Genomic DNA, 26,987 nt, shown 5'->3' with positions numbered 1-26,987 from the left:
ATGACGGTAGCGTACATTAATCATTTAATCTTAGCCCAAGATTTTATCGTTTCTGCGTAATATTCGTTTACAAGCCGGATGCACGTACTTTATTTTTAACTAATTTTGTAGCATGATAGATTTGCCTGTAGTACCCGCCAACCAACCACAGCGTAAGCCCGATTGGTTACGGGTTAGGCTTCCGGTAGGGAAGGAATATGCCCACGTACGTGGCCTGGTTGATGAACATAAACTGCATACTATTTGCGAAAGCGGTAATTGCCCTAACATGGGCGAGTGCTGGGGAGCAGGTACAGCCACCTTTATGATATTAGGTAATATTTGTACCCGTTCATGTTCTTTCTGCGCTGTTGCAACCGGCAGGCCTTTAGCTGTTGATACAGATGAGCCTAACCGTGTAGCCAATTCGGTTAAGTTAATGCAGGTTAAACACTGCGTTATTACTTCGGTTGACCGCGACGACCTGAAAGATGGTGGTTCTATCATCTGGGCTGAAACTATTAATGCCATCCGCCGCGAAAGCCCGGATACAACCCTTGAAACTTTACTACCCGACTTTAGGGGTATTTGGGATAACCTTGACCGCGTGCTGGAAACCCGCCCCGAAGTAGTATCACATAACTTAGAAACCGTGCGCCGCTTAACCCGCGAAGTACGTATACAAGCCAAATACGACCGCAGTTTGGAAGCTTTAAAAAGAACATCGGCAACCGGCTTACGCACCAAATCGGGCATTATGCTTGGCCTGGGCGAACGCGAAGAAGATGTTTTAGAGGCAATGGATGATTTGCTGGAAGCCGGTGTACACATCCTAACCTTAGGCCAGTACTTACAGCCAACCCGCAACCACCACCCGGTTATTGATTGGATCCACCCCGATCAGTTTGCCAGTTACAAAGAATGGGGATTAAAAAAAGGATTCAGGTATGTAGAAAGCGGCCCGCTGGTACGCTCATCTTACCATGCCGAAAAACATTTGTTTGAAATGTAAGTTATCCTTTATATCTTCAGCAAGTTGAGCCCCAAACATAAAATAACGTTATCAGAGGATGAATTAATTTTGGCCCTGCGCAACCGTGAGAAGATAGCGGTTGAAGCGTTATATGATATGTATTCGGCATCTTTATTTGGTGTTATCTCCAGGATAATTGCCGACGAGGCCCTTGCCGAAGATGTTTTACAAGAAACTTTCGTAAAGATCTGGCATTCGTTTTCGGGCTATAGCAGTGAAAAGGGTCGCCTGTTTACCTGGATGGTAAACATAGCCCGCAACTTGGCAATTGACAAGGTTAGGTCAAAAGACTTTAAGAATCAAAGCAAAAACCATGACCTTGAAAATAACGTAGCTTTTATTGACGAACAAAGGAATACAGTTTACAAGCCCGAGTTGTTGGGTATCAGGGATTTGGTATCTACCCTAAAACCTGAGCAAAAGTCGATCCTTGATCTGGTTTATTTTAAAGGTTATACCCACGTGGAAGCTGCTGATGAACTTGGCGTACCACTTGGTACAATAAAAACACGACTAAGAATGGCAATAATTCAACTCAGAAAACATTTTAATTAATAGTGGAAGACATTAAGGCATATATCGAATCTGGAATTTTGGAACTTTATGTTCTGGGCGACGTTAGCGCAGAAGAAAAGTTGCAGGTGGAAGATATGGCCGCGAAATACCCTGCCGTGAAAGCAGAAATTGCTGAGATTGAAAAATCTATGGAGCTTTATGCGGAAGCAAATGCCGTTGAACCATCAGAACATTTGCGTAACCGCGTTTTAAGCAGCCTGGTTGTTAATTTGGGCGATGATAACAACTTTTCGAAAGCGGTTACCCATGATGATGACGATAATATAACCCGATTACCCGTTACCCGGATAAATAGCTTTTATAAATACGCGTTTGCCGCCTGCCTTGCTTTGTTATTAGTAAGCATTTATGGATTGGTGAACTTATACAGCAAACTGCAGGATTCAAACACCCAGCTTACCGCCTTACAACAGGATAAACAACGCTTTGCCAACCAGGTTAACCTAATGGATAGCCAACTGGATATGTACCGCGATACTACTTATAAAGTACTTAGGCTAAAAGGCATGCCAAAAGCCCCAACCGCCGCTATGATACTGGCCTGGAACGCTGTAAGTAAAAAGGTTATGGTTGATATGCAAAGCATAAAATTACCAAAACACGATACCCAACACCAATATCAGTTATGGGCCCTGGTTAAAGGTAAGCCTGTAGATATGGGGGTGTTTAATGCCCCTGCCACGGATACTGCCGGCGTAAAAGAAATGAAATCGATCGCATCGGCCGATGGCTTTGCTGTAACCTTAGAACCTATGGGTGGCAGTATTAACCCAACAATGGACCAGATGGTGGTTATTGGAACATTTTAGATAAACTATTTAACATTTAAGAAGCCGTTTTGCCAAGCAGAGCGGCTTTTTGCTTTTTAAATGTTAAATTTTTGTTAAAAACGTCTTTTTTTATAAAACAAAAAAATAATTAGCGTTGTTAGTGTAACTAATACATGACTCAAACGTCATATATTAAAGTTAGTTAGAAGTATATAGTTCTTTATAAGATCAGTTAATAGTTTAAAAGCGAATGTTTGATACTGACATTCGCTTTTTTTTATGCCTTTAATTTTGCCATGGTTATTGGCAATTGCGAAATGATCTTTCCGGGCAGTACAACATGCATCCGGCTTGGCAATGCCAGTTCATCCCCGGCCTTACCATGAACATAAACTCCTAATATACAGGCATCCTGCGACGAATATTTTTGCGCCAATAATGATGTGATAACACCTGTAAGCACATCGCCCATCCCCCCCGTTGCCATAGCCGCATTACCTGTCGAATTAAAATACAGTTGCTCATCCGGCGTAGCCGTAATGGTATAATCGTTTTTAAGAATGATGTAAATACCAAACTCTTTAGCCTTTGCTTTGGCCGTTTGCAATCGTTGCCACCAACTGTTATGCCCGCCAAACAAGCGGTCAAACTCCTTCATATGGGGCGTTAAAATACTGCCCACCGGGATCTTTTTTAACAAAGCCGGATTCTCTGCCAGCACATTCAAGGCATCCGCATCAATTACAACGGGCTTTTTATAATTTTTAAAGATGGCTTTCAGCAGTTTCAAAGTGTTCTTTTCTTTCCCTAAACCCGGGCCAATACCAATTGTACTAAACTTGTCCCATTCAATATCCGGGACACTATCCACATTACGCATTATGGCCATAATTTCGGGCATGGAGCTGTTCAGGGCCACCAATCCGCTTTGCGGGATACAAGCTGTGGTTAACCCCGCCCCCGTATGCGCACAAGCCGATGCGGACAGCAAAGCCGCCCCCATGGTTTCATCCTTGCCTGCTATTATTAGCGCATGCCCGTAAGTACCTTTATTACTAAAGCGTTTACGCGGCCTAATCAGCTTCCGCGCATCTTTCTCTTCCACGTAAAAATATGGGGTATCAACAGAATTGATAAAATTTTCATCCAGCCCTATCTTCACCACCTCGCAGCAATTTATATAAGCGCCAGATTCGGGCAGCAGGAAGTTTATTTTGGGTTGCTGAAAGGTAATCACCAGATCGGTTTTTAATACGGTTGCATCTTTGGGGGTCTCGCCATCAGTATAAAATCCGGTTGGAACATCAACAGCAACAATAGTTTTTTGAAGGCTGTTCAGGTATTCAACCAGCGTTTTATAATCGCCTGTGAGGGGTTTATTCAGGCCACTGCCCAACATGGCATCAATGATCAATTCAGCTTTTTCTGCGGATGGTTTAGTGCCGTTTTTTATCTCTTTCAGGGCGATTTTAGTCGTTTTTAAACGCTTTAAATTCTCGATAAAGTCATCGCTGGCCTTATCACTAAAGCGGGTAATTTTAACAGCAATATTGCAGTAGCCATGATCGCACAATATGCGTGCGATGGCCAGTCCGTCGCCCCCATTGTTGCCGGTGCCGCAATAAACGGTAATGGTCAATTTTTTATCCGGGAAATGGTTAATGAACCAGCCCACAAAAGCTTTAGAAGCCCGCTCCATCAGGTCGACAGAACTTATAGGCTCATGGGCTATAGTATAAGCATCAGCTTCGCGAATTTGCTTTGATACGAGTAAAGGCAGCATATATCCTAAAGATAGGATTTATAGGTTTTGTTTTGGGAAGAATTTAATAATGATAACTGCACTGCAATATTACAACAGCATCACCATCTATTTTATAAACCAATCTATGCTCTAATGTAATTCTTCTGGACCACCAGCCGGCCAGGTTATGTTTTAATGGTTCAGGCTTACCATTGCCTTCAAAAGGCAATCTTTCAATTTCCTTAACTAATGCATTTATCTTTTTCAGGGTAGCTTTATCCGTGCCCTGCCAGTATAGATAATCTTCCCATGCCTGGTCAAGAAAAATTATTTTCATTCTTCGATCAGGCTTCTTTCTGTACCTGATCCTTTTTCATAATCCTCGATACCTTGTAATAATCGGGCAGCGTTTTTTGGATTTTTAAGTAAATAGAACGTTTCTTCCATACTTTCGTAATCAGATTTAGAAAGCACAACTACATCCTCGCCGTTAGCACTGGTTACAAAAAGAGGGGAATGACTGCTCCGTACCTTATCTAAATAAGATTTTAACTGCTGCCTGAAATCTGTGTAAGTGGTAATCATACAAGTCCAATTTTAATAAAGATAGCAAGAATAAAATACATGTACAAGTTTCTGTACATGTATTTTTACTTTATCCCCATCTCTTTCTTCAAAAACTGGCCGGTAAAACTGTCCTTTACCTTGCACAAGCCTTCGGGTGTGCCGCTGAACAGTATTTTACCGCCACCCGAGCCACCTTCGGGACCCAAATCGATAACATGGTCAACAACCTTAATAACATCCAGGTTGTGTTCTATAACCAGCACGGTGTTGCCTTTATCTACCAATTGGTATAACACACCAAGCAATACGTTAATATCCTCGAAGTGCAAGCCGGTTGTAGGCTCATCCAGTATGTAGAAAGTATTGCCGGTATCTTTTTTAGAAAGCTCGGTAGCCAGTTTTACACGCTGTGCTTCACCACCCGATAATGTGGTTGATGACTGCCCCAATGTGATATAACCCAGGCCCACATCAAACAAGGTTTTTACCTTGCGATATATAGATGGAATATGTTCAAAAAATGGCGTTGCATCCTCAATGCTCATATCCAGCACATCGCTGATAGATTTACCACGATAGCGTACTTCCAGTGTTTCGCGGTTGTACCTGCGGCCACCGCATTCCTCGCAGGGTACCTGTACATCCGGCAGGAAATTCATTTCGATAACCTTTTGCCCTGCACCCTGGCAGGTTTCACAACGGCCGCCTTTTACGTTGAATGAGAAACGGCCCGGTTTGTAACCACGAATTCTTGACTCGGGCAGCGCCACAAACAGGTTACGGATATCCGAGAACACACCTGTATAAGTAGCCGGATTTGACCTTGGTGTACGGCCTATCGGCGTTTGGTCTATCTCAATAACTTTATCAATATTCTCCAGCCCCTCAATTTTCTCGTAAGGCAGCGGGTGTTTTTTCGCGCGGAAGAAGTGGTGATTTAGTATAGGGTACAAAGTTTCGGTAATTAAACTTGACTTACCACTCCCCGATACACCGGTTACCCCTATCAGCTTACCCAAAGGAAAATCAACCGATACCTTTTTTAGATTATGCCCTGTAGCTTTCTTTAACGACAATATTTTACCATTACCCTCGCGGCGTTCCTTAGGTATAGCTATCTCGCGCTCGCCGTTAATGTACGATGTGGTTAGCGTATGTTTGGCCATCAGTTCGGCCGGGGTGCCTTGTGCAACTATTTCGCCGCCATGTACACCTGCTGCCGGGCCCATGTCAATTACGTGGTCGGCTTCCAGTATCATGTCCTTATCATGCTCAACAACCAATACGGTATTACCCAGGTCGCGCAGGTTTTTAAGGGCGTTTATAAGTCGTTCGTTATCACGCTGGTGTAAACCGATGCTTGGTTCATCCAAAATGTACATCACATTCATTAGCTGTGAGCCTATCTGCGTGGCCAGCCTGATACGCTGCGCCTCGCCACCTGATAAAGTTTTGGCGGTACGATCTAATGTTAAATAGCTTAAGCCCACATCCAGCAAAAAGCCAATGCGCGCACGTATCTCTTTTAATATCTCTTTGGCAATAACGTTCTGGCGTTCGCTTAACCTGTCCTCCAGGCCGGTATACCACTTATCAAGCGATGTAATATCCATACAAGCCAGTTCGAAGATATTCTTCTGGTCAACCTTAAAGTGCAGCGATTCTTTCTTTAACCTTGCGCCATCGCAAACCGGGCAGGTACGCAGTACACGATAGTTTTCCATATCGTCCATACCTTCGTCGTTGCGGCGTTCCTGTTGCTCTTCCAGCATACGGATGATACCATCAAATGTTATCTGGTAGCTTTGAACGTTCCACTTGTTATATTCAACAGCAACGGTGATCATATCCGGCGAACCATTCAATATCAGGTCCAGCTGCTCGCGGGTTAGTTTTTCTATTGGGGTGCTTAAAGAGAACTCATATTTTTTGGCCAGTGCCTTTAGCACCTGGAAGATCCATGTTTCGCGGTACTCGCCTATTGGGGCCAATCCGCCGTTAAGAATGCTTAGCTTAGGGTTGGGCACTACCGATGCTTCATCCACCTCGAAAATATAACCCAATCCGTTACACTTTTCACAAGCGCCATAGGGTGAGTTAAACGAGAAAGTATTTGGCTGCGGTTCATCATACGAGATGCCCGAAACCGGGTCCATCAAAAATTTACTAAAGTAGAATACATTGTTATCCTTATCGGCAATACGGATGATGCCTTTGGCAGTTTTCAGGGCCGACTGTACCGAAGTGTATAAACGTTTACTGTCTGCTTCGCTTACCACCAGGCGGTCAACCACTATGTCAATATCGTGGATCTTGTAGCGATCTACCTGCATTTTTGGTTCTACATCGGCAATAGCGCCATCAATGTAAACTTTTAGGTAACCCTGTTTACGTATCTGCTCAAAAAGTTCGCGGTAGTGGCCTTTACGGGCTTTTACTACTGGTGCCAAAATGTTCACCGGCTGCCCATCAAACTTCTCGAAAATGGTTTTCAGGATCTGCTCCTCGCTCATGCGCTCCATTTTCTCACCCGTGGTGTAGCTGTAGGCATCACCTGCGCGGGCAAAAAGCAAGCGCATAAAATCGTATATCTCGGTAATGGTACCAACGGTACTGCGGGGGTTTTTGCTGGTGGTTTTTTGTTCAATAGCAATAACAGGACTAAGACCCGATACCTTATCAACATCCGGCCGCTCCATACCGCCCATAAACTGGCGCGAATAGGCCGAAAATGTTTCCATATAACGGCGCTGCCCCTCGGCGTAAATGGTATCAAACGCCAACGATGACTTGCCGCTGCCACTAAGCCCGGTTATAACAACCAGCTTATTGCGTGGAAAGGAAACATCAATATTTTTTAAATTATGTACCCGGGCACCATAAACTTCAACTTCACTTTGCTCGCCCAGATCTAAGGTTTTTTTGCTCATATATTCTTCAGAAAACAAGACAGATACGGCTTGGTTTGCACCTGCCGCGTTAATACTAAAAAAGTTCGCAAATATACGTAAAAACGCCGGTGATTTATAGTAAAGCACTGGGGCAGAATATAGTGTTTGTGTAAAATTATGGGTGTGATAGTTGACACTCAGCCTTCAACGCGCCATTGCGAAGAACGAAGCAATTTCCAGAGAGGCTGGTCGCAGATATGCTGACCATCTTCGGGCTGAACCACGGGCTGGAATCTTTTACCCACCGGCGTTCCCTCTTAGTCCCTAGCTTCTGCAAAATTCCCTATGCCCTTGCCACGCGCAAGGCCATCATTGTTCTGCCCGTTTTCGCCCGAAGCTGTTTTGCCGGCGAGGAAAGGAAAAAGAAATCCGGCCATCCCATCACTTCTTTTTAACTTGTCATCCTGAGCGATAGCGAAGGATCTATTAGCGACCTTTGCCTATCGAAATTGCATATTGGCGATTAGATGCTTCACGATGTTCAGCATGACAAATGAATAATTCCGCGTTAGGGATAGGAGCGGATACCGGCCCGTGGTTAATGCCTGTGCAGTATGAGCGGAAAGCCTGGGCCGCAGGCAACGCCCAAATGGCTATGCCCGCAAACCTTACCCCACAAAAAAAGCCGCCCCAACTGTGGGACGGCTTTTTAAATGTGCTCCGTAATAATTAAATATTACTTTATTTAATTGTATACCAAAAATGGTAGTGGTTTTTGCATATAGCTATAAAAGTTTTTATAACCATATTTTTCAGGATTATTGATGATTTCTTTCATGGCAATAATCTTGTAAACGTACGACCCTGTTTCGCGGTTAAGGCTCATGCGGAAATAGTTATCCTCATTTTGCCTGTTCATTGCGCGTTCCAGTTTAATTGAACCGTTGTTGTAAGCCGCAGCGGCCAATGTCCAGCTGTTAAATTCGCCGTACAGTTCTTTAATGTACTTACAGGCGGCTATGGTTGATTTACGCAAATTTAAGCGCTCGTCTTTACCCTTGCCAACCTTTAAACCATAAGTGCGTGCGGTGCCGGGCATAAACTGCCAAACCCCACGTGCGCCCTTTGGCGATGTACCTTCGTGTAAACCCGTTTCTACCAATGGTATAAATTTAAAATCTTCGGGAATACCGTAGGCTTTTAAGATAGGCTCAATGACAGGGAACATTTTGTCTGCTTTTGAATGTAAAACATTCGACTGGATGTTCCGGTACCTGTTTTTTGCTATTGATTTTTTTAGTTTAAAATCTACTTTTTTGTCATTCACCGGCAGCGCCTCGTTTGCAAAACTATATGCCTCTTCAGCTTCTTCGGCAGGCTTGCTGAAGAGCAAATTTGAAGGTGCGTAAGCGATACGTTTTACAGGGAAAACCGGGTTTGTACTGAAAATGTTAACACTGGAAATGATAACCAGCACCAAGATTACGGAGCACGTAATTAAGTGTTTTTTAGTCATTTCAATTTTACTCATTAATTATACATTTTGGTATGATGTACTGCAAAGATAGGCTTTATAAATCAGATTATCAAACACTTACTATAGGCTTAGTGTTTTGAGTTTTTTTAAACACGCTAAAAATCAGCGTTTAAAGCGGTTTAAACGTACTATTTTGGCCTCGTTAAAAAGTTGTTTTTTTGGTTAATTTGTTGTACTTTTGACCCTCACGCTGCGAAAGCGCAAAACAAAAAATTATGGTATTTAAAAGACCAGCAGGTAGTCGCGACGACAGGCCCAACAAATCACAAAGCCGCTCAAAAAGTGGTGGTGAAAACACAAAAAGACCATCATCTTCCTCTACAGGAAAACCCTTCGGCGCAGGCCGCACAGATGGCAAAAAAAACTTCTCGGTAGATAAAAGAGGATCTACCTACTCCAAACCAAATACAGGTAAACCAGATTCTGAAGGCAGCGAAAGGCCAAAGAAAAGTTATGGTTCTGCTTCGTCATTTAGCGGCGGCGAGAACAAAGCATTTGTACCAAAAGGAAGGCCATATAGTGGCAGACCGGCAGATGCCGATCGCCCGAAACGCAGCTTCGGTGATGCGCCACAAGGCGAACGCAAAAACTTTACCCCACGTGATAAACCATATAGTGGCCGCCCGCAATCAGGAGATGGCGAAACCAGCTACAAAAAACCAGGCTTAGGCCCTGCATCATACGGTGCACGCAAAAACCCTGTTGCCAGCGATAAACCGTTTAACAGGCGCCCTGCCGGTACCGACGGACCAAAGAAAAGCTTTGACGGCGATAAAAAATTTAGTGGCACCCGTGGTGGCAAAAAAGATTTCCCAAGTACATCAACAGGTTTCAGGAAACGCGAAGGCGACGATGCTCCGTCAAAACCTACCATGCGCGGCCGCAAAAACCCGGTTGTTAAAACTAAAGACGACGGCCTTATACGCCTTAACCGTTATATTGCCAATGCAGGTATCTGTAGTCGCCGTAAGGCCGATGAGCTGATCGCTGCAGGTGTGGTATCGGTAAATGGCGAGGTAATATCTGAACTGGGCCACAAGGTTGACCCGCTTAAAGATCTGGTACGTTACAACGGCGAGGCTTTAAAACGCGAGAAAAACGTTTATGTACTGCTTAATAAACCAAAAGATTATATCACCACTACGGATGACCCGCAAGAGCGCCGTACCGTTATGCACCTGGTAGAAAAAGCCAGTCGCGAACGTATATACCCTGTTGGCCGCCTTGACCGTAATACTACCGGTTTAATATTAATGACCAACGATGGCGACCTGGCCGATAAGCTATCGCACCCACGTAACAGCGTTACTAAATTATATATGGTTGAACTGAACAAAGCACTTAGCCAGGGCGACTTAAATAAAATTGAGTTTGGCGTGGAGCTGGAAGATGGTTTGATAAAACCGGATAGTGTATCGTACGTAGCCGGTGCTTCTAAAAAAGAAATAGGTATACAGATCCACAGTGGCAAAAACCGCGTTGTACGCCGTATCTTCGAATCGTTGGGTTACGATGTTGTAAAGCTCGACCGTTCGGTTTACGCCAATCTTACCAAGAAAGATTTGCCACGCGGCAGATGGAGATACCTTGACGAAAAGGAAGTGATACAATTGAAACATTTGATAAAATAATTACCTGAATCAGAATTATCAGGATTTTAAAATTTTCAGAATAAAGGAAGGCGTCGTAATGGCGCCTTTTTTGTTGGAATAGGTTTTGACAACGTTGTAGTTTACTCACATCGCGATTGCTTCCGTACTGAGCCTACGGCAGCTCGCATTAAGAATGGTTGAGGCTGTTCTTTATACTGATGGTGAAAAACACAATTAAAGCCCGGGTAAGCCCGGTCGTAAATCAGTAGCACATCCGGTTCGTAAGCGGCCGGTGGCTTAGGTTATACAGTATAAGCGTAAAACCCGCCGAAGGCAATGCCCTAATTGACAAAAAATAAAGGATAAAAGAAAAACCACGTTTTTGCGGGAAAATTATTTATCACAAATAGACCCCTAAACCTTTTTACTTTCCGCTTAAATTTTAATATGTAAATTTGCACCACAATGGGTGATTATCAGCTACAGGTTACTATCGACCAGGACTCGGGCTTTTGCTTTGGGGTGGTTTACGCTATTGATATGGCCGAAGAGATACTAGCCGAAGATGGCTACCTATACTGCCTTGGCGATATAGTGCACAACGATGAAGAAGTGGAACGCCTGAAAGCAATGGGTTTGCGTATTATAGACCATACCGAACTGGCAAGCCTGCAAAACGAAAAAGTGCTGATACGTGCACATGGCGAAGCGCCCGAAACTTATAAAGTAGCTTTAGAGAATAACATTACACTGATAGATGCATCGTGCCCGGTGGTTTTAAAACTGCAGAACCGCATAAAAACATCATACGATAATAACGAAAAGATCCTGATTTTTGGCAAGCACGGCCATGCCGAAGTTGTGGGCCTGCAAGGGCAAACTAATGGCGATGCCATGGTTTTCCAGGATATTACAGAATTGGACGATGCCGACCTACCAGCCAGCTTTACGCTGTACAGCCAGACCACTAAAAGCATGGAGAAGTTCTACAATGTTAAAGAACAGTTGCTGTCGCGTGGTTATGAAGTAAAGGCTAATGATACCATTTGCCGCCAGGTAAGTAATCGCGATAAGGATTTGCCTGCATTTGCTGCTAAATTCAACAAGGTGGTGTTTGTGTCAGGTAAAAAATCATCAAATGGAAAGGTGCTTTATGAGGTTTGTCGCAAGCATAATCCTAATACTTATTTTGTATCATCGCTAAGCGAACTGGAAAGATCTATGTTTGAACCGGGTGATAAGGTAGGCATTGCCGGTGCAACATCAACTCCCATGTGGTTAATGCAGCAGGTAAAAGCCGAGCTGGAAAGCTATTAATAGCACGCTTATTGCTTATGCATAAAGTCTCCTCTTTTGGAGGAGATTTAGAGGAGGCCATCATCTTGCAGAAATCACCCTCATATACCGGTTTATTTATTGCCTTGCTTGTATTAGGCAGTTGGGTAACCTCAACCGTGCTTTTGGTGCAATGGCAGGTAGATTTTAAAAATCCGCTGTTGTATCTGCTCATATTAGTGCAGATGCACCTGTACACCGGACTGTTCATTACCGCGCACGATGCCATGCACGGCACTATAGCACCCAATAAGCCTGTGAATGATTTAATAGGTTTTATCTGCACGTTCCTATACGCCTCGTTTTGGTACCCTAAATTATATACCAAACACCATCAGCACCATAACCATGTACATACCCATGATGACCCCGATTACCATAACGGAAGTTTCATTAGCTGGTATGTACAGTTTATTCGCAATTATTTATCCATCTGGCAAATTATAGTGATGGCTATACTGTTTAATATTTTAAAAATCTGGATACCGCAGCCTAACCTGGTTTTATTCTGGGTAATACCATCCTTGCTAAGCACCCTGCAACTGTTTTATTTTGGCACCTATTTACCGCACAAAGGCGAACATGACAATAAGCACCAGTCGCGTAGTTTGCCGCGCAATCACTTATTCGCTTTTTTCTCCTGTTACTTTTTTGGCTACCACTATGAACATCATGATGCACCATGGGTGCCCTGGTGGAAGCTGTGGACGGTGAAAGGGTGATGGCGTTGCGTGCGGCCCGGGCTTTCCGCTCAACTGCACAGGCATTAGGCGTGGGCCGGACATGCAATTTCGATAAGCAAAGTTCGCTAATAGATCCTTCGCTATCGCTCAGGATGACAAGTTAAAAAGAGATGCCGGGTGATTTTACAGGATTCCTTCTTTCCTTCCCCATCGGCAAAACAGCTTCGGGCGAAAGCGGGCAGAACGATGGTGGCCATGAGCGTGTTTTAAAAGCGAGTCCCCTGTTTAACAGGGAAGTTTCAACCTTTTTCCAACCCGGGTAAAAGCTTTTTGGTAAATCCTTTACCGAACAACAGTGAAATAAATTCGGCATGACGGGCGAGCCTTCTTTAATCATTTTATTAACTTGCACCTACAAACCAATAATACACCGATGAAAAAAATTCTGATATTTGTTGCTATGCTTTCACCCGTGCTGGGTATAGCGCAGAAAAAACTGGTATACCCAAAAAGTTTCGATCTTATTGTTGGTGCTTACACCAGCGGGAATAGCAAAGGTATTGCCGTATATCGTTTTTATACCGAAACCGGCAGACTGGCCTATTTAAGCCAGATTGATAATGTAAGTAACCCATCGTACCTTGCTGTATCCAGCAATAACAAGTTTGTTTACGCTGTTAACGAGAATGATAACGGTGAGGTAAGCTCCTTTTCCTTCGAGCCAAAAACCGGTCAATTAACTTTTATTAATAAAGTATCTACCCTTGGCGGCTCGCCTTGCTATATATCGGTTGATAAAAACCAGAAAAACCTTTTTGTAGCCAATTACTCAGGGGGTAACATTGCGGTGCTGCCACTTAATGAAGATGGTTCAATTGCACCAGCTTCCATGACTTTAAAAGATAATGGCCATGGTATTAATAAAGAGCGCCAGGAAAAAGCACACGTACATACCGCTGTATTATCTCCGGATGAGAAATATGTGCTATATACTGATCTGGGTACCGATAAAATAAATATCACCAAGTACAAAGGCGGCAAAAATAACCAGATAGTACCTGCAACCCCAGCGTTTGTTAGTGTTAAACCGGGCTACGGCCCCCGTCATTTAGCATTCTCTAATGATAAGAAGTATTTATACCTGATAACCGAAATGGGAAGCTCTGTTATCGTATTTGATTATAACAATGGCAAGCCAAAACAAAAGCAGGATATCTCTTTATTGCCCGATGGTTTTAAAGGCGCTACCGGTGCTGCGGATATCCACATCTCTCCAAATGGAAAATTCTTATACGCTACTAACCGCGGCGATGCTAATGATATCTCTGTATTTTCTATCAACCCCGAAAATGGCGAGCTTACCTTTATAGACCGAAAATCTACCGGAGGCAAAGGCCCGCGTAATTTTGTTATAGACCCTACTGGCAAATACTTATTAGTGGCTAATCAAAACAGCGATAACATTTATGTATTCCAAATAGATGAGGCTACAGGAAAATTAATACGGGTGGTTAGCAGGATTGAAGTTGGCAACCCCGTATGCTTAAAGTTTGCCCCCGCTATGTAAGCGCGAAACAACAGCAGTAAAAGAAAAGCTCAAAGCTTAGTAGTAAACCTACTATCGCTTTGAGCTTTTTTCGTTAAGTTTTAACCTAAACTTACTGCGCTTTAGCAAACGAATATATAATATAACCGTTACTGTTGCCTATTGCAACCGGCGAGCGCAAGGTCATGTTGGTATTGTTGATAACACCAATATCTAAACGATATCCTTCCTGTACGTTTTTAGCTTTATCGCCTTCGTACAGTTTTTTAAACTGAAACTGTGTGCCTGTTGTACCACCATTAAACACCGACCAGAAAATGGTTTGCGATGTACCATTGGTTAAGGTATATGTACCGTTACCGCTGTTAGTGAATTTCCAGGTGCTACCTACAAAAGCCTCGGGCGATGCCTGGTCAAATACATTTTGTACAGCTCCCTGTACCAATCCGTCGTAAGCTACGTTGGTTAACGTCCAGGTGCCTACAAATTTACCACGTGATACATTTGATGATGTTGTACCCGAATTAGCATTTTGTGGTGTTGAACAAGCCGAAAAAATAAAGGTTAGGGCTAAAATTGCAATTGATGTTTGTAATATCTTTTTCATGATTGATCCTATATAATTTATGTTATTTGTCTATTAACATAAATCAAGCCAAAAGGTTATTAATAATATATTATTGTTGTTTACTGGCTTCTATAACTTCTCTATAATAGCTTTCATACAGCGGCATTATATTAGCCAGTTCCAGTTCTTTAGCGCGGGCAAGTGCATTCTCTTTAAATTGATTTAACCTTGCCTCGTCTTCCAGTATATAAATAGCTCTTTCGGCCATGCCATCAACATCACCTATATCCTTTAAAAAGCCCGTTACACCTTCAATGTTTAGTTCGGGTAAGCCACCCGCATTGCTGCTTATTACAGGCACTTTGCAGGCCATTGCTTCCAATGCTGCCAAGCCAAAACTTTCAGATTGTGATGGCATCAGGAACAGGTCAGATACCGAAAGGATCTCTTCAATAGCATCCTGCTTGCCTAAAAAACGTACATGCTCGGATATACCTAAATCGCGGCTTAATTGCTCGCATACCGATCGCTCGCCGCCATCACCAACCATTAACAGTTTGGATGGGATCTTTTCTATCACCTTGGCAAACATCTTTACCACATCTTCGGTACGTTTTACCTTACGGAAGTTGGAAGTATGCACCAAAACTTTTTCGCCATTGGGGGCAATAGCTTTCTTGAAGTGGTCTTTCGCCTTAAGGCTGAAACGAGTGAGGTCGATAAAATTAGGGATCACCCTGATGTCTTTTTCTATATCGAAATACTTATAAGTATCCTGTTTTAAATGTTCTGATACCGCGGTTACCCCGTCAGATTTATTGATAGAGAAAGTTACAACCGGCTTGTAAGTACTATCCTGCCCAACCAGGGTGATATCGGTACCATGCAGGGTGGTTATAAAAGGGATAGAAATACCATAAGTTGCCAGTATTTGCTTAGCCATAAACGCCGCCGAAGCATGCGGGATGGCATAATGTACGTGCAACAGGTCCAGTTGCTCAAACCTTACCACATCAACTAAACGGCTGGCCAATGCCAGTTCATAAGGCGGGTAATCAAACAATGGATATTGCGATACCGATACTTCGTGATAAAAAAGGTTTTCTGAAAAAAAATCGAGTCGGGCCGGCTGGTTGTAGGTAACAAAATGAATTTGGTGGCCCCTATCTGCAAGGGCTTTACCTAATTCTGTAGCAACAACTCCGCTTCCGCCAAAGGTGGGATAACAAACTATTCCTATTTTCATTTATGTGATACGCTTTAAGCCTAATCAATGTTAACTTATTGAACACTGATAATAAGCATACAAGTTTAACAGGTATTTATTGTAAAAGTGTTACCTGTGTGTAAAATGATTAACGCCTAAGGCGCAGCATGAAAAGATGATAGACAAGGGACAATAGCCCTACAGATGGCGAATTTAACTAATACGCAGAAATTTAACTATGCTACCCCTGCTACCCACCTAACAAGGGAAGCATTAATAAGGTTATTTATGGTGTTAAGCGTGGTATTGCTCTTTGATTCTTTTTGCAGGTCTTCCTGGTATATCATATGATGTACTCCTAAAACCTTAAGCGTTGCATCGGCTTTAATGCTCTCGGTTTTTTTATAGCAACAAATTTTAATATGCTTGTAAAAAGGGTTGCTTTGCAAACGGCGAAGTACCCTTTCCAGGTTATTAGCCATGTGTGCATGGTCAAAAAGAATAACTTCGGGCTTTAATTCATGTATGGATGGGAATATAGCAGTAGCTATTGAAATGTGCTTCACATTGTTGTACTCGGCCAGTAATTGGTCAGGGAAAGCGTTTGCAGCCACCAAAAGCACTCTCTTAGATCGGGTACGTATCATGTGATTAAACCAGTTAGGGACGTAAATATAAAATCAATATTTTATAATACCAACCGTTTTAATCAAAAAACAAATATTAATTATATGTTAATTACGTATTAATGAACTGGTCGCGAATCCAAGGTATCGCTTGCCCCACGGCCGGTCGGGTCGGCATTACCTTTATTTAAGCTATCCGTTTTTGCAGAATCTGCCGCATGGGTATTATTCGGGTCACCTGTACCTGCTTTAGCAACGGTATCTTTTGTGCCGCCTAAAGTGGCTTTGCTGCGGTCGCCGGTGCAGGCTGTTATTGATGCTGATAAAAGGATCAGTGCTGCTATATATCTTAATGCTTTCATGGTTGTAAATATTATCTATTTAACTAACATACCCATAAATCAAATGTTTGCCATAGCCCTAAAACAAAACAGCCCCGACAAGTCGGGGCTGTTGATTATATATAGCTGTTTAATTATTTTATCTCAAAAACGGCCTGGATCTGGAAACTCAGTTTTATCTTTTTAACGTCAATGTCTGATTCCGGCGCTATATCAGCCGATGCTGCTTTATATTGTACTGCATACATTCTGGGCTGCGGGAAACTGCTGTTATCACTTTCGGTAATATTTAGTACACTGCCCAATTTATCGCCAAGACCGTTAACTAAAAAACCTGCTTTATCACGTGCTCCTATTAGTGCTTTTAGTTTTAGCTCATTTTTTATATCGTTTATTTTTGAGTAGTCATAGCTATCAATGTTGGTGCTTTGGATGCCTTTTGCATCAAGCTTGCTTAGTATTTGGTCAAATTTATTCAAATCGTGAAACTTGATATTATACTGTTTACTAGCCAAAAAGTCCGGATTTTTCTTTTTTTCGGTCTGATAGTTCCATGATGAGAGGCTATTAATAGTGAAGTCCCCCTTGGCAATACCGGCTTCGGCAATTGCTTTTTCTAACTGGCCTTCTAACTGGCTAATAGTAACCTTCTTTTTACCATTCAAATATTCTTTTAATGATATAGATACGTTGATAATATCTGGAGTAACCTCCTGCTCGGCAATGCCGGTAACTTCAATTTTACGGCGCAGATCTGTGGTTTGTGCAAACGCCCCAAATGTGGTGGCAACTAATGCGGCTAATAAAAATAATTTCTTCATAAGTATTAATATGTATGTATGGTGTAGAGTTAATTACGTGCCGATAGTTTAATTTGAAACATGTAATAAATATAAAATGCAACCCATAACAGGCTTGTGTGTTTTAACACGATGATAATAAAAGTAATAAGGAAATATTAAGCAGAGAAAATATTTTGATATTGGCGTTGCCTGCGGCCCGGGCTTTCCGCTCATACGCCCGCAGGCATTAGGCGCAGGCCGGTATCCCGCTGCACTCCCTAACGCGGGAATTCTCCCCCTTTGTCATGCTGAACCTCGTGAAGCATCTAATCTCCGACCTGCAATTTCGATAGGCAAAGTTTGCTAATAGATCCTTCGCTATCGCTCAGGATGACAAATTAAAAAGAAATGACGGGTGATCGACAGAATTTTTTCTTTCTCCCCTGTCGGCAAAACAGCTTCGGGCAAAAGCGGACAGAACGATGGTGGCCTTGTGCGTGGCAAGGGCATAGGAATTTTTGCAGAAGCGGGCAATGAGCGAACGCCAGTGGGGCAAAAGGTTCCAGCCCGTGGTTCCGACTGATTTGCAGGGCAAAGGCCCGGTGCGGCAAAGAAGCCTTTTTGCTGACTTGATTTTTGGTTACTTTGTATCAAGACAAAGTAACAGCCCTCCCGCGGCGATTGAGCGGGTCAATTAGTAGTCGCACACTAAGCATGAGAGATGCCGAAATAAATTCGGCATGACGGTTTGGTGGCTAAGCATATTTGCTACTTGTCCTAAAGAGATTGCTTCGTTCCTCGCAATGACGGTATGGTTGGTGGGAGGCATATAACAAAAAAAGCCCCGATAAACCGGGGCTTTGCATATTCTGTAAGAAGCATTTACTCCTCTACCATTTCACTATTAGGGCTGCTCACTTCAGGCTCTTCGTGTTTAAAGTAGCGCTTTTGATTTAGCAGTATCATTATAACACCTATTGATATAGCGGCATCGGCCAGGTTAAATACCGGGCGAAAGAAAATATATTCTTCACCACCCCATATCGGCACCCAGTTAGGAAATTGCCCTGTTAACAGCGGGAAGTAAAACATATCTACCACACGGCCATGAAATATACCGGCATAGTTGTAGATGATCCCATAAAAAGTAGAATCGATGATATTACCCAAGGCACCGGCCAGTATAAGGGCCACCATCATAACTAAACCACGGTGGTATTTGTGTTTTATAAGAAACACCAGCGCGTAGCCTATGCCACAAACAGCAACAATACGGAACAGCGTTAAGGCAAGCTTACCCAGCTCGCCACCAAGTTCCATGCCAAAGGCCATGCCATTGTTTTCGGTATAATGGAGCATGCCCCTATTGCCCAGGAAACGAATCTCTTCGCCCAGGAACATGTGTTTTCTTACCCAGAGCTTTATGATCTGGTCAACAAGGATAATAAATGCAGCAGTTAAAAAAGGTTTTGTATACGCCGCCTTCATTTATTGCTTTAATTTAGCTTCCATAGTTAACGTTGTGTGCGGTACTGCACGCAGGCGTTCTTTAGGGATCAGCTTACCGGTTTCGCGGCAAATACCGTAGGTTTTATTCTCGATACGTACCAAAGCGGCCTCTAACTGCTCAATAAATTTCTTTTGGCGGGCAGCTAACTGATTAATTTGTTCTTTCTCCAACGTCGCAGATCCGTCTTCCAGTGTTTTATAAGTACCGGCAGTATCATCTGTACCGTTCGCGTTTGGCGAACTTAATGAAGTAGCCAGTGCATTCAGCTCTTCTTTTGAGCTGCGTAATTTTTCTAATAATAGGTCCTTAAATTCTTTTAATTCTGAATCAGAATACCTTGTTTTTTCGTTTTCCATTTAACTTTTACTTATAGCAATCAAAATTTCATATTCGTCAATAACGACTTTTGCACCTTCAGTTGGCTGACTATCAAGCACAAGGGTATCGGCTAAAATTTCGGCGCAAATATAAGACAAATTGTTTTCCAATGCTTTCCATATCTCGGGGCCACAATTTACAATTACATTTATCCTGTCGGTTACTTCAAATTCTTTGTTCTTACGTTCAGTCTGAACTCGGTTTACAAACTCGCGGGCATAACCCTCCTCTTTCAGTTCGTTGGTTATCGTAACATCTAAAGCCACGGTTAGTTTTCCTAAATTTGCAACTTGCCATCCGGGAACGTCTTCCGCTATAATTTCAACATCAGAAAGCAGTATTTTGTACTTACCATCAAGCACGGGCACTTGCCCCTCGCTTTCCAGTTTTGTGATGTCTTCCTGGCCAAAACCATTAATAGCCGCTGCTACATCCTTCATATCCTTCCCAACTTTAGCACCCAGTGCTTTGAAGTTTGGTTTTATCTTTTTCTTGATAAAACCTGCGGCATCGGTAATATACTCAATGTCCTTGATATTAGTTTCAGATAGTATCAGTTCTTTAACTTTTTCAACCTGTAGTTTAAAATTTTTATCCAGTATAGGTAATAAAATTTTCCCCAACGGGCGGCGAACCGGGATCTCGATCTTTTTACGAAGCGATAATACCAGCGATGATATATCCTGTGCCATTTGCATGCGCTCTTCTAAAGCGGTATCCACTAAATCATTATGATACTCGGGATAGTAAGCCAGGTGTACCGATTCAAATTCCTCTTTACCGGTAACACTGTTCAGATCGGTATATAAACGCTCTGCAAAAAATGGTGCTATGGGCGACATTAATTTGCTGATAGTTATTAAACAAGTATAAAGCGTTTGGTAAGCCGATAGCTTATCGTCCGAATTATCTGATCGCCAGAAACGGCGGCGACTTAACCTGATATACCAGTTGCTAAAGTGCGCGTCAACAAACTCCTGTATAGCACGGGCAGCTTTGGTTGGTTCAAAATCGGCGTAATAGCCGTCAACCTCTTTGCTTAGGGTGTTTAACAGGGATATGATCCAACGGTCAAGCTCGGGGCGTTTATTAAGCGCAATCTCTGCTTCTTCGTACTTAAACTTATCTATATTGGCATAAAGCACAAAGAAAGAATAAGTGTTATACAACGTACCAAAGAACTTGCGGCGAACCTCGTCCAGGCCTTCAATATTAAATTTCAGGTTATCCCATGGCGATGCGTTGCTGATCATATACCAGCGGGCAGCATCGGCACCAAATTGCTCAATGGTTGCAAACGGATCGATACCGTTGCCTAATCGCTTAGACATTTTGTTACCGTTCTTATCCAGCACCAAACCGTTTGATACAACGTTTTTAAACGCCACACCTTTGTTGCCAACCAGTTGGTTTATCTCTTTTACTTCGTCGCTGGCTTCGCTTAGCATCACCGCTATGGCGTGCAGGGTAAAGAACCATCCACGGGTTTGGTCAACACCTTCGGCAATAAAATCTGCCGGGTAGGCAGCAGCAAATTCGTCCTTATTTTCGAAAGGGAAATGCCATTGCGCATAAGGCATGGCGCCGCTATCAAACCAAACGTCTATCAGGTCGGGCTCGCGCAGCATGCGTTTGCCGGTTGATGAGGTTAATATCACATCATCCACATATGGGCGGTGCATATCCTCCAGCTTAAAGCCTTGCGGCATTAAACCTGCATCAATAGATCTTTGGATCTCGGCATTCAGCTCTTCTATCGAGCCAATGCATTTTTCTTCGGTGCCATCTTCCTCGCGCCAGATAGGCAGCGGGGTACCCCAGTAACGTGAGCGCGAAAGGTTCCAGTCAACCAGGTTTTCTAGCCAGTTACCAAAACGGCCTGTACCGGTACTTTCGGGTTTCCAGTTGATGGTTTTATTTAGCGCAACCATTTTATCCTTAACTGCAGTGGTACGGATAAACCAGCTATCTAACGGGTAGTATAGTATCGGTTCATCTGAGCGCCACGAGTGCGGGTAGCTGTGCTCATATTTTTTAACATCGAAAGCTTTATTCTCTGTTTTTAGCTTGATAGAGATCAATACATCAGTTGGCTTAAAACCTTCTGCTGCGCGATCTGCATCAGTATAATATTCTTCTTTAACGTAACGGCTGGCAAAATCGGTAACCTCTTCTACAAAGCGGCCTTGCTTATCAACTAAAGGCACTTCTTTACCGTTCTCGTCCTTCACCATTACCGATGGCACGTTGTTTTCCTTACATGCCCTAAAGTCATCCGCACCAAAAACAGATGCGGTATGCACTATACCTGTACCATCTTCGGTGGTAACAAAATCGGCAGGGATAACACGGAAAGCATTTTTCTCCAGCTCGGCATTGGTTACGTACGGCATTAGCTGCTCGTAGTGTAGGCCAAGCAAATCGGTACCCTTAAACTCTCTTGTAAGCGTCCAGGGGATAATTTTATCGCCGCCTTTGTAATCTTCAAAAGAAGCGTTCTCGCCTTCGGCCTTAAAATATTTTTTTACCAGGTCCTTAGCCAGCACAACGCTGATTGGCTCGTAGGTATAAGGGTTAAATGTGCTCACCTGCACGTAGCTAATGCTTTCGCCAACGGCCAAAGCACAGTTTGATGGCAGGGTCCATGGGGTTGTCGTCCAGGCCAGGATAAATACATCGCTGCTTATGCCGTCAAATAAAAACGCCGAATCTTTATCGTTCTTTACTTTAAACTGGGCAACAATGGTGGTATCCTTCACCATTTTATAGGTACCCGGCTGGTTCAGCTCGTGCGAGCTAAGGCCGGTACCCGATTTTGGTGAATACGGTTGTACGGTATATCCTTTGTATAAAAGGTCTTTATTATAAAGCTGCTTCAGTATCCACCAAAGGCTTTCTATGTATTCGTTCTCGTAAGTAACATATGGGTTGTCCAGATCTACCCAATAACCCATTTTTAGGGTAAGGTCGTTCCAAACATCGGTATAGCGCATTACCTCTTTGCGGCATGCGTCGTTATATTCCTTAACGGTAATTTTTTTACCAATATCATCTTTCGTGATGCCTAAAGATTTTTCAACAGCCAGCTCAATAGGCAAGCCATGGGTATCCCAGCCGCCTTTACGTTTAACCTGATAACCTTTAAGGGTTTTATAACGGCAAAAAATATCTTTAATGCTCCGGCCCATAACATGGTGAATACCGGGCATGCCATTAGCGCTTGGCGGACCTTCATAAAAGGTGTACGGCTTGCTTGCCGGCCTGCTGCTGATACTTTTTTCAAATATGCCGTTCTGTTTCCAGAAATCGAGCACTTCTTTGCCTGTTTGCGATAGATTTAACTGCTTATATTCCTTGTACATCAATATGTTCCACCTCAATTTTTAGAGGTTGCAAAAATACGGAATTTATTATTAATTAAGTATAGTTGGGTGAATTATGACGGTATGATTTTGTTTAATTAACATGAGAGATAGTTAGATAATAGTTTTAATCTTGATTGGAAATTAAAGCATCTTTGTAAACAAACTAATAGCTAACTCAATGAAAGGACTGAATAGCTTTATTAATCTTCCAAACTTTTCAAGTGAAATTAACCGAAATCTCGGAATAACCTCATCTTTGGTGTCAATGATTAATGCCCAACAAAACTTTCAGAGACATTTACAGCCTTTTTACAATTTACAGAATCAACTCCCGAAAACATACGGGATACAAGATATGATTCGTGCCGGTGAAATGGCGGCCATTCAGGGCGTTGCAAAATCAGTTATATGGCAATCGCGATTTCAATTACCAACGGCAACCATATCAGCTTTAACTTTAATCCAAAAGCAACAAAAACAATTTTATAACCATTCTAAAAGTTTTATTCAGTTAACTCGATCACACATCGCTGCAGCCCAAATTAGCAACTTGCATATTGCCCTGAATGGAATTTCTAGTAGTATTGCTAGATCAGCCGCAACTCAACAAGATTGGGATTTAATTGATGAGTTTGAAGATATCAATCAAATTGCTATCGAATTAACAGACAATAGCAATTCTGATCAAGCATTAACTGAAGAAGAAAGCATTGCAATTGGCATGCTAATAGAAAGAATTTCAGCATTTGTAAATCGGAATAAAAAATTCGCAAAATATTCATGGAGTTTTATACAGATAATAATTGCTATCATGGCCCTGCATCAATATGCAGATTTTTTAAAACCCAAACCTCATTATGCAACAAATACAGATATAGCAAGGTTTGAACATAAAATCACTAAAGATATCCTTGATAGACTCAAAGCACAAAAAGAATTTCGAATAACAAATCATTTATGTGTAGTTAAGCTTAAACCAAAACATCAAAGTATATCCCTTGCCATTTTGCCTAAAAACTGCGACGTAGTAGTTTTGCAATTTAAGCATAAATGGGTGTATGTTAGTTTTGTCGATGCAACCGATAATAGTCCACAAACTGGTTGGGTTTTAAAAAAATATTTACGAAAGCCATAAGGAAAATAACAAAGCACACAGAGAATAAAAAACATCAAATTAAAACACCTCCGTGTTCTCTGTGTATAATAATCATTACAATCCCTATGCTCTCTGCAGTTAAAAAAACCTTTTCTATATTTGATTACAAACCCATCCATCATGAAGATCAATTCAGGATTTATAGCTATTGCCGCACTCACTACATTATTTGCCGGTTGCGCAGGTAACGAAAAAAAACAGACTACTGTAATTGCCGATACCGGCATCTCGGCAGATATTAAGCAACATATTGCCGTTTTAGCCAACGATTCGCTATTGGGCCGCAAGCCTTTTACTAAGGGTGAGGACAAAACCATTGCCTACATAGCCAGCGAGTTTAAAAAACTCGGGCTGGCCCCCGGCAACAATGGCAGTTATTTTCAGGAAGTGCCGTTGGTAGAGATCACTTCTGCTTCGCAGGATATGAATATAAGCGGCGCTGCAACGGTTGCCCTTAAACCCGGCGTTGATTTTGTTGCCGCTACCCGCCGCGAAGTAGATACTTTAAGCTTAAAGAATTCGCAGCTGGTTTTTGCAGGCTATGGTGTTGTAGCACCCGAATATAAATGGAACGATTACAAAGGCATTGATGTAAAAGGCAAAACCGTAGTTGTTTTAGTGAACGACCCGGGCTTTAAGGCCGGACAAAAACTGTTTAAAGGTGACACCATGAGCTATTACGGTCGGTGGACTTACAAATACGAAGAGGCTGCGCGACAAGGCGCCGCAGGTGTGATCATCATCCACCAAACCGAGCCTGCAAGTTATGGCTGGCAGGTAATCCAGAACAGCTTTACCGGTGCAAAATTATACCTGCAGCAAGCCGATAAACACATGAACCGCTGTATGGTGGAGGGCTGGATGAGCGAGGAAGCGGCTACTAAGCTGTTATCATCCGCAGGTATTACTGGTGATATCCGGGCGTATGCACGCAAGAAAGATTTTAAGGCTGTGGCGTTGAATAGTACTGTATCGTTAACCTTAAAGAATACGCTGAAATACTCCAAATCGCATAATGTGATAGCTATCTTAAAAGGTACTGCCCGGTCCGATGAAACTATTTTATATACCGCCCATTGGGACCACTTCGGTATAGGTAAACCCGATGCAAAAGGCGACAGCATTTATAATGGCGCGGTAGATAATGCCAGCGGCGTAGCTGCTGTTTTAGCAGTTGCCAAGAAGTTTACGCAGCAAAAAGATAAACCAAAACGTTCCATAGTTTTCCTTGCCGTAACCGCCGAGGAACAGGGTTTGTTAGGTTCGGAATATTATGCCACCCACCCTATTTACCCGTTAAATAAAACGGTTGCTAATTTAAACATCGATGCTTTATCTGACTTTGGCGAAACCAGCAACTTCTCTATCACAGGCAAAGGCCAGAACGACCTGGACGATTATGTTATCGCATTAACAAAACTTAAAGGCTGGGATGTTGTAGGCGACGAAACACCGGGCTCGGGCAGTTATTACCGATCAGACCATTTCAACTTCGCTAAGGTGGGTGTACCTGCACTTGATCTGCATAACGGTTCAAAAAGCATACAGCGTGGCGAAGAATACGGCAAGGAAAAAGCCAAAGAGTATAACGAGCAACGTTACCACCAACCATCTGACGAGTACAGCGAGGCCATGGATACTAAAGGCATGGCGCAAACAGCCAACCTGATGTACCAACTGGGCGTTAAGCTAAGCGGTGAAACTACCTTCCCCGGCTGGAAAAAAGGTTCGGAGTTTAAAGCAATAAGAGATAAAGCGATGGGGAAATAAATAATTCGATTTGCCGATGTTACCCTGACAATTTTAATAGATGACAGTAAGAGGTGTTCACGTTCACGGCCGTGAACACTCGTGAATACTATTAAAGCACTGATAATAAGGTATGTAAAAAACAGGGTACTGACAAAATATCGCCACCAAAAGTTCACCTCACAGAGTTTAAGTACCACCTCTGATATGTTAAAAGGTACGATGTCATGGTGAGCCTGTCGAACCATTTATGTGCCATGCATAGCGTTCCAGTCTTCAACAGGATCAGACTGACATACCCGTATCGGAGTGTTTATTTACACCTTATCTATCCTAACCCATTGCATACCGGCAGCTTCGGCGGCTTGTACACCGGGCTCGCCATCTTCAAACACCAGGCATTGGCTCGGGTCTACACCCAGCTGTTTGGCAGCAGCCAAAAAAGGATCGGCATAGGGTTTACCGTGAGCGGTTTCGCCGGCGCAGATTAGCACCTCAACCAAATCGCGGATGCCCAAAACCTGCAAAGTTTTTTCAACCGAGGTACGGCTCCCGCCGGATACCACCCCTATTTTAACCTTGTCAGCGTGGTTTATTAAGTGGTTCACTACGTAATCAATAGGTTGGGTTTGCTCAATATATTCGCTAAAAAACACCTTATGCTTACGGGCGGCAAAATCCACCGGGTCAAAGGTAGTATTGTAGCGTTTATTTATTTCGCCAACCACGTTCAGTATAGGTAATCCGGCAAATTCGTCTATAATGTCACCTTCTATTACATAACCATCGTCAGCCGCTACCCGGATGTAACTTTCCTTATGTGCGCCCATATTATCGGCAAGGGTGCCATCACAATCGTATAAAAACGCTTTAAAATTTCCTGATGAAAGCTTTGTTAGAGCTTTATATTTTTGAGTTGATAATTCGTAATCCATTATGGCTGCAAGTATAAATAAAGCTGCAAACATTTTTGTAATAGGCAAGTCAAACAGGTGGCTAACATTAACTTAACCTTTTTTAATATATTGCATAACCATTTATATACCCTCTTC

Annotated in this window: 25 protein-coding genes; 11 read left to right on the top strand and 14 right to left on the bottom strand. The window is 42.8% G+C overall.

The features are described 5' to 3' along the window. Positions 1 to 112: 112 nt before the first annotated feature. The 3 genes from lipA to NPE20_RS18360 are packed head-to-tail and all read left to right on the top strand — an operon-like array spanning position 113 to position 2,397. The gene (lipA, locus tag NPE20_RS18370; protein ID WP_256540156.1) at positions 113 to 991 is read left to right on the top strand and encodes a lipoyl synthase; all 879 of its coding nucleotides are present in this window, start codon (positions 113 to 115) and stop codon (positions 989 to 991) included. 24 nt (positions 992 to 1,015) lie between these two features. Continuing rightward, the gene (locus NPE20_RS18365; protein WP_256540155.1) at positions 1,016 to 1,567 is read left to right on the top strand and encodes an RNA polymerase sigma factor; all 552 of its coding nucleotides are present in this window, start codon (positions 1,016 to 1,018) and stop codon (positions 1,565 to 1,567) included. Positions 1,568 to 1,569: 2 nt separating this feature from the next. Continuing rightward, positions 1,570 to 2,397, top strand: a complete 828-nt coding sequence (locus NPE20_RS18360) for an anti-sigma factor (protein WP_256540154.1) — start codon at positions 1,570 to 1,572, stop codon at positions 2,395 to 2,397. Positions 2,398 to 2,635: 238 nt separating this feature from the next. Here NPE20_RS18360 and NPE20_RS18355 read toward each other — a convergent pair whose 3' ends face one another. The 4 genes from NPE20_RS18355 to uvrA form a co-directional block, all read right to left on the bottom strand. Further along, a complete protein-coding gene (locus NPE20_RS18355; RefSeq protein WP_256540152.1) occupies positions 2,636 to 4,141 on the bottom strand; it encodes an NAD(P)H-hydrate dehydratase in 1,506 nt (501 codons plus the stop codon). Positions 4,142 to 4,184: 43 nt separating this feature from the next. Further along, positions 4,185 to 4,439 (bottom strand): Txe/YoeB family addiction module toxin, encoded by a 255-nt coding sequence (locus NPE20_RS18350; protein WP_256540151.1) that lies wholly within the window; start codon positions 4,437 to 4,439, stop codon positions 4,185 to 4,187. Next, positions 4,436 to 4,687 (bottom strand): type II toxin-antitoxin system Phd/YefM family antitoxin, encoded by a 252-nt coding sequence (locus NPE20_RS18345; protein WP_256540150.1) that lies wholly within the window; start codon positions 4,685 to 4,687, stop codon positions 4,436 to 4,438. Before NPE20_RS18345 ends, NPE20_RS18350 begins: the two co-directional genes overlap by 4 nt. A gap of 65 nt (positions 4,688 to 4,752) precedes the next feature. Next, complete coding sequence (gene uvrA / locus NPE20_RS18340; protein ID WP_256540149.1) at positions 4,753 to 7,599, bottom strand: excinuclease ABC subunit UvrA; 2,847 nt, start codon at positions 7,597 to 7,599, stop codon at positions 4,753 to 4,755. A gap of 514 nt (positions 7,600 to 8,113) precedes the next feature. On the opposite strand from uvrA, the gene NPE20_RS18335 reads away from it, so the two are divergent. After that, entirely contained in the window at positions 8,114 to 8,293 is a 180-nt protein-coding gene (locus NPE20_RS18335) for a hypothetical protein (RefSeq protein ID WP_256540148.1), read from the top strand. A 12-nt stretch (positions 8,294 to 8,305) separates the two neighbouring features. Here NPE20_RS18335 and NPE20_RS18330 read toward each other — a convergent pair whose 3' ends face one another. After that, positions 8,306 to 9,091, bottom strand: a complete 786-nt coding sequence (locus NPE20_RS18330) for a lytic transglycosylase domain-containing protein (RefSeq protein ID WP_256540147.1) — start codon at positions 9,089 to 9,091, stop codon at positions 8,306 to 8,308. A 221-nt stretch (positions 9,092 to 9,312) separates the two neighbouring features. Between NPE20_RS18330 and NPE20_RS18325 the strand changes: the two genes are divergently transcribed. From NPE20_RS18325 to NPE20_RS18305, 5 genes are all read left to right on the top strand, one after another. Next, positions 9,313 to 10,728, top strand: coding sequence for a pseudouridine synthase (locus tag NPE20_RS18325; protein WP_256540146.1), 1,416 nt, complete (start codon positions 9,313 to 9,315; stop codon positions 10,726 to 10,728). Between the two features lie 426 nt (positions 10,729 to 11,154). Next, on the top strand, positions 11,155 to 12,006 hold the full coding sequence (locus tag NPE20_RS18320; RefSeq protein ID WP_256540145.1) for a 4-hydroxy-3-methylbut-2-enyl diphosphate reductase: 852 nt from the start codon (positions 11,155 to 11,157) through the stop codon (positions 12,004 to 12,006). 65 nt (positions 12,007 to 12,071) lie between these two features. Beyond that, entirely contained in the window at positions 12,072 to 12,746 is a 675-nt protein-coding gene (locus tag NPE20_RS18315; protein ID WP_256540144.1) for a fatty acid desaturase, read from the top strand. A gap of 131 nt (positions 12,747 to 12,877) precedes the next feature. Next, positions 12,878 to 13,030, top strand: coding sequence for a hypothetical protein (locus tag NPE20_RS18310; protein ID WP_256540143.1), 153 nt, complete (start codon positions 12,878 to 12,880; stop codon positions 13,028 to 13,030). Positions 13,031 to 13,140: 110 nt separating this feature from the next. Beyond that, entirely contained in the window at positions 13,141 to 14,274 is a 1,134-nt protein-coding gene (locus tag NPE20_RS18305; RefSeq protein ID WP_256540142.1) for a lactonase family protein, read from the top strand. Positions 14,275 to 14,365: 91 nt separating this feature from the next. On the opposite strand, the gene NPE20_RS18300 is transcribed toward NPE20_RS18305, so the two are convergent. The 8 genes from NPE20_RS18300 to ileS form a co-directional block, all read right to left on the bottom strand. After that, on the bottom strand, positions 14,366 to 14,860 hold the full coding sequence (locus NPE20_RS18300) for a lipocalin family protein (protein WP_256540141.1): 495 nt from the start codon (positions 14,858 to 14,860) through the stop codon (positions 14,366 to 14,368). A gap of 70 nt (positions 14,861 to 14,930) precedes the next feature. Further along, complete coding sequence (gene bshA / locus NPE20_RS18295) at positions 14,931 to 16,067, bottom strand: N-acetyl-alpha-D-glucosaminyl L-malate synthase BshA (RefSeq protein ID WP_256540140.1); 1,137 nt, start codon at positions 16,065 to 16,067, stop codon at positions 14,931 to 14,933. A gap of 197 nt (positions 16,068 to 16,264) precedes the next feature. Beyond that, a complete protein-coding gene (locus NPE20_RS18290; RefSeq protein ID WP_256540139.1) occupies positions 16,265 to 16,675 on the bottom strand; it encodes a hypothetical protein in 411 nt (136 codons plus the stop codon). A gap of 98 nt (positions 16,676 to 16,773) precedes the next feature. Beyond that, positions 16,774 to 17,016, bottom strand: a complete 243-nt coding sequence (locus NPE20_RS18285) for a hypothetical protein (RefSeq protein WP_256540138.1) — start codon at positions 17,014 to 17,016, stop codon at positions 16,774 to 16,776. Positions 17,017 to 17,129: 113 nt separating this feature from the next. Next, a complete protein-coding gene (locus tag NPE20_RS18280; RefSeq protein ID WP_256540137.1) occupies positions 17,130 to 17,816 on the bottom strand; it encodes an SIMPL domain-containing protein in 687 nt (228 codons plus the stop codon). 843 nt (positions 17,817 to 18,659) lie between these two features. Continuing rightward, the gene (locus tag NPE20_RS18275; protein WP_256540136.1) at positions 18,660 to 19,265 is read right to left on the bottom strand and encodes a lipoprotein signal peptidase; all 606 of its coding nucleotides are present in this window, start codon (positions 19,263 to 19,265) and stop codon (positions 18,660 to 18,662) included. Then, positions 19,266 to 19,643, bottom strand: coding sequence for a TraR/DksA family transcriptional regulator (locus tag NPE20_RS18270; protein ID WP_067055645.1), 378 nt, complete (start codon positions 19,641 to 19,643; stop codon positions 19,266 to 19,268). Then, the gene (ileS, locus tag NPE20_RS18265; RefSeq protein WP_256540135.1) at positions 19,644 to 23,027 is read right to left on the bottom strand and encodes an isoleucine--tRNA ligase; all 3,384 of its coding nucleotides are present in this window, start codon (positions 23,025 to 23,027) and stop codon (positions 19,644 to 19,646) included. A gap of 181 nt (positions 23,028 to 23,208) precedes the next feature. Here ileS and NPE20_RS18260 point away from each other — a divergent pair, with 181 nt between their 5' ends. Together NPE20_RS18260 and NPE20_RS18255 are read left to right on the top strand one after the other, a co-directional pair. Continuing rightward, positions 23,209 to 24,165, top strand: a complete 957-nt coding sequence (locus NPE20_RS18260; protein WP_256540134.1) for a hypothetical protein — start codon at positions 23,209 to 23,211, stop codon at positions 24,163 to 24,165. Between the two features lie 141 nt (positions 24,166 to 24,306). Then, positions 24,307 to 25,956, top strand: coding sequence for a M28 family metallopeptidase (locus NPE20_RS18255; protein ID WP_256540133.1), 1,650 nt, complete (start codon positions 24,307 to 24,309; stop codon positions 25,954 to 25,956). A 296-nt stretch (positions 25,957 to 26,252) separates the two neighbouring features. Here the strand turns inward: NPE20_RS18255 and NPE20_RS18250 are convergent, their stop codons facing one another. After that, positions 26,253 to 26,903 carry an HAD family hydrolase gene (locus NPE20_RS18250; protein ID WP_256540132.1) on the bottom strand — a complete coding sequence of 217 codons (651 nt, stop codon included), beginning with the start codon at positions 26,901 to 26,903 and terminating at the stop codon, positions 26,253 to 26,255. Positions 26,904 to 26,987: the final 84 nt, after the last annotated feature.

The sequence above is a fragment of the Mucilaginibacter aquariorum genome (genome assembly GCF_024498135.1).
GTDB classification, from domain to species: Bacteria; Bacteroidota; Bacteroidia; order Sphingobacteriales; family Sphingobacteriaceae; genus Mucilaginibacter; species Mucilaginibacter aquariorum.
The sequence above is the reverse complement of the archived record's forward strand: the minus strand, read 5'-3'. Positions and strand labels throughout refer to the sequence as shown.

Coding starts and splice junctions, on each gene's coding strand:
- lipA (WP_256540156.1), top strand. CDS start 113: ATGATAGATTTGCCTGTAGTACCCGCCAACCAACCACAGCGTAAGCCC.
- NPE20_RS18355 (WP_256540152.1), bottom strand. CDS start 4,141: ATGCTGCCTTTACTCGTATCAAAGCAAATTCGCGAAGCTGATGCTTAT.
- NPE20_RS18350 (WP_256540151.1), bottom strand. CDS start 4,439: ATGAAAATAATTTTTCTTGACCAGGCATGGGAAGATTATCTATACTGG.
- NPE20_RS18345 (WP_256540150.1), bottom strand. CDS start 4,687: ATGATTACCACTTACACAGATTTCAGGCAGCAGTTAAAATCTTATTTA.
- uvrA (WP_256540149.1), bottom strand. CDS start 7,599: ATGAGCAAAAAAACCTTAGATCTGGGCGAGCAAAGTGAAGTTGAAGTT.
- NPE20_RS18335 (WP_256540148.1), top strand. CDS start 8,114: ATGAATAATTCCGCGTTAGGGATAGGAGCGGATACCGGCCCGTGGTTA.
- NPE20_RS18330 (WP_256540147.1), bottom strand. CDS start 9,091: ATGAGTAAAATTGAAATGACTAAAAAACACTTAATTACGTGCTCCGTA.
- NPE20_RS18325 (WP_256540146.1), top strand. CDS start 9,313: ATGGTATTTAAAAGACCAGCAGGTAGTCGCGACGACAGGCCCAACAAA.
- NPE20_RS18320 (WP_256540145.1), top strand. CDS start 11,155: ATGGGTGATTATCAGCTACAGGTTACTATCGACCAGGACTCGGGCTTT.
- NPE20_RS18310 (WP_256540143.1), top strand. CDS start 12,878: ATGCCGGGTGATTTTACAGGATTCCTTCTTTCCTTCCCCATCGGCAAA.
- NPE20_RS18305 (WP_256540142.1), top strand. CDS start 13,141: ATGAAAAAAATTCTGATATTTGTTGCTATGCTTTCACCCGTGCTGGGT.
- NPE20_RS18300 (WP_256540141.1), bottom strand. CDS start 14,860: ATGAAAAAGATATTACAAACATCAATTGCAATTTTAGCCCTAACCTTT.
- bshA (WP_256540140.1), bottom strand. CDS start 16,067: ATGAAAATAGGAATAGTTTGTTATCCCACCTTTGGCGGAAGCGGAGTT.
- NPE20_RS18290 (WP_256540139.1), bottom strand. CDS start 16,675: ATGATACGTACCCGATCTAAGAGAGTGCTTTTGGTGGCTGCAAACGCT.
- NPE20_RS18285 (WP_256540138.1), bottom strand. CDS start 17,016: ATGAAAGCATTAAGATATATAGCAGCACTGATCCTTTTATCAGCATCA.
- NPE20_RS18280 (WP_256540137.1), bottom strand. CDS start 17,816: ATGAAGAAATTATTTTTATTAGCCGCATTAGTTGCCACCACATTTGGG.
- NPE20_RS18275 (WP_256540136.1), bottom strand. CDS start 19,265: ATGAAGGCGGCGTATACAAAACCTTTTTTAACTGCTGCATTTATTATC.
- NPE20_RS18270 (WP_067055645.1), bottom strand. CDS start 19,643: ATGGAAAACGAAAAAACAAGGTATTCTGATTCAGAATTAAAAGAATTT.
- ileS (WP_256540135.1), bottom strand. CDS start 23,027: ATGTACAAGGAATATAAGCAGTTAAATCTATCGCAAACAGGCAAAGAA.
- NPE20_RS18260 (WP_256540134.1), top strand. CDS start 23,209: ATGAAAGGACTGAATAGCTTTATTAATCTTCCAAACTTTTCAAGTGAA.
- NPE20_RS18255 (WP_256540133.1), top strand. CDS start 24,307: ATGAAGATCAATTCAGGATTTATAGCTATTGCCGCACTCACTACATTA.
- NPE20_RS18250 (WP_256540132.1), bottom strand. CDS start 26,903: ATGTTTGCAGCTTTATTTATACTTGCAGCCATAATGGATTACGAATTA.